Here is a 2,130-nt window from a genome sequence, read left to right as displayed (position 1 = left end):
GTGTCGGCGGCGCTCGAAAACTGAACACTTGCGGCGCCGAAAAGTGAACACTCAACGATTGGAGAGTGATCACTTTGGAGGACTGGGCACTAATCCGCCGGTTGGCTGCGGAGGGCGTTCCGAAGGCGCGGATCGCGGGGAGGCTGGGGATCTCACGGACGACGGTGATCAAGGCGGTGAACTCCGACTCGCCGCCCAGGTATGAGCGAACACCGCGTCCGACGTCGTTTACCGTGTTCGAGGCGCGGGTGCGGGAGCTGCTGGTCGAGGCGCCGGACATGCCGGCGACGGTGCTCGCGGAGCGGGTTGGCTGGACGGGGTCGATTCGGTGGTTCCGCGACAACGTGAAACGGCTGCGGCCCGAGCAGCAGCGGATCGATCCAGCGGACCGGCTCGTGTGGGAACCGGGTGATGCGGCGCAGTGTGATCTGTGGTTCCCGCCGCGGAAGATCCCACTCGAGGACGGCACCTCGAAGCTGCTGCCAGTGCTGGTGATCACACCCGCGCACTCCAGGTTCATCACGGGGCGGATGATCCCGACTCGCAAGACCGAGGACCTGCTGCTGGGGTCGTGGGAGCTGATCCAGCAGCTGGGGCGGGTGCCGCGGCGGCTGCTGTGGGACAACGAGCCCGGCATCGGTCGCGGGCAGCGGCGCGCGGATGGGGTCGCGGCGTTCATGGGGACGCTGGCGACGAAGCTGGTGCTGCTGCCGCCGAGAGATCCGGAATCGAAAGGGGTGGTGGAGCGCCGCAACGGCTGGTTCGAGACCTCGTTCATGCCGGGCCGGTCGTTCACCTCGCCGGCGGACTTCAACGCCCAGTTCACCGACTGGCTGGGTCGCGCGAATGCCCGGGTGGTGCGCACCACTGGCGTCGCCCCGGTCGACAGACTCGATGCAGATCGGGTGGCCATGCTGCCGTTGCCGCCGATCCCGTTGCATCTGGGCTGGCGCAATCGGCTCCGGTTGGGCCGGGACTACTACGTCCGGATTGACACCAACGATTACTCCGTCGATCCGCACGTGATCGGTCGGATCGTTGATGTCACCGCGGACTTGGATCGAGTCCGGGTGCGCTGCGATGGGCGGATCGTGGCCGACCATCCTCGGCTCTGGGCACGTGGCCGAGTGGTCACCGATCCCGCCCATGTGGAGATGGCGGCGGTGCTTCGCCGCGAGTTCCAGCAGCCTCGAGCCGCTGTCGGTGATGATCTTTCCAGGGATCTGGCGGACTACGACCGGGCGTTCGGGCTCATCGATGGCGGGTTGAGCTGATGGTCACGAAGACGACAGACGCCGCGAAGCAGATCACCTATCTCTCCGGCGCGTTGAAAGCGCCACGGATCACCGAAGCCGCGGCCCGACTCGCTGACCAGGCGCGGGATGCCGGCTGGTCGTTCGAGGACTATCTCGCTGCCGTGCTCGAACGCGAGGTCTCGGCGCGCAACGCGTCGGGCGCAGAGCTGCGGATCAAGGCCGCGGGGTTCCCGGCGCGGAAGACGTTGGAGGACTTCGACTGGGATGCGCAACCGGCCGTCCGGCAGCAGGTCGCCGCTCTCGCTTCCGGCGGGTTCCTGCTGGAAGCGCAGAACGTGGTGCTGCTCGGTCCGCCCGGAACGGGAAAGACGCACCTCGCGACCGCGCTGGGCATCGTTGCCGCCCGCCACGGGCATCGGGTGCTGTTCGCCACCGCCACGGACTGGGTCACTCGGCTCACCGACGCGCACCGGCAAGGCATGCTCCCGAAGGAGCTCGCGAGGCTGCGGCGATACGGGCTGATCATCGTCGACGAGGTCGGCTACCTGCCGTTCGAGCAGGACGCCGCGAATCTGTTCTTTCAGCTCGTATCGAGCCGCTATGAACATGCGTCGCTGATCCTCACCTCGAACCTGCCGTTCTCCGGCTGGGGCGGTGTCTTCGGGGACCAGGCCGTCGCCGCCGCGATGATCGACCGGATCGTCCACCACGCCGACGTGCTCACCCTCAAAGGCGCCAGCTACCGGCTCCGCGGTCGAGGGATCGACAGCCTCCCAAGCATCCGCACCACCACCGCCGAAACCCCTGACTAGACTGCCCGCAACCGTTCACTTTTCAAGCGCCGGAATCGACCAGTTCTGCAGCGCCGCCGACA

At 67.2% G+C, this 2,130-nt stretch carries 2 protein-coding genes; both read left to right on the top strand.

The features are described 5' to 3' along the window. Nucleotides 1-65 precede the first annotated feature (65 nt). Nucleotides 66-1,274 (top strand): IS21 family transposase, encoded by a 1,209-nt coding sequence (gene istA, locus JNB61_RS19830; RefSeq protein ID WP_220292985.1) that lies wholly within the window; start codon nt 66-68, stop codon nt 1,272-1,274. Next, complete coding sequence (istB, locus tag JNB61_RS19825) at nt 1,274-2,068, top strand: IS21-like element helper ATPase IstB (RefSeq protein ID WP_220292987.1); 795 nt, start codon at nt 1,274-1,276, stop codon at nt 2,066-2,068. Before istA ends, istB begins: the two co-directional genes overlap by 1 nt. Nucleotides 2,069-2,130: the final 62 nt, after the last annotated feature.

This window comes from Microbacterium ureisolvens (assembly GCF_019511645.1).
Classification (GTDB): Bacteria; Actinomycetota; Actinomycetes; order Actinomycetales; family Microbacteriaceae; genus Microbacterium; species Microbacterium ureisolvens_A.
The sequence above is the reverse complement of the archived record's forward strand: the minus strand, read 5'-3'. Positions and strand labels throughout refer to the sequence as shown.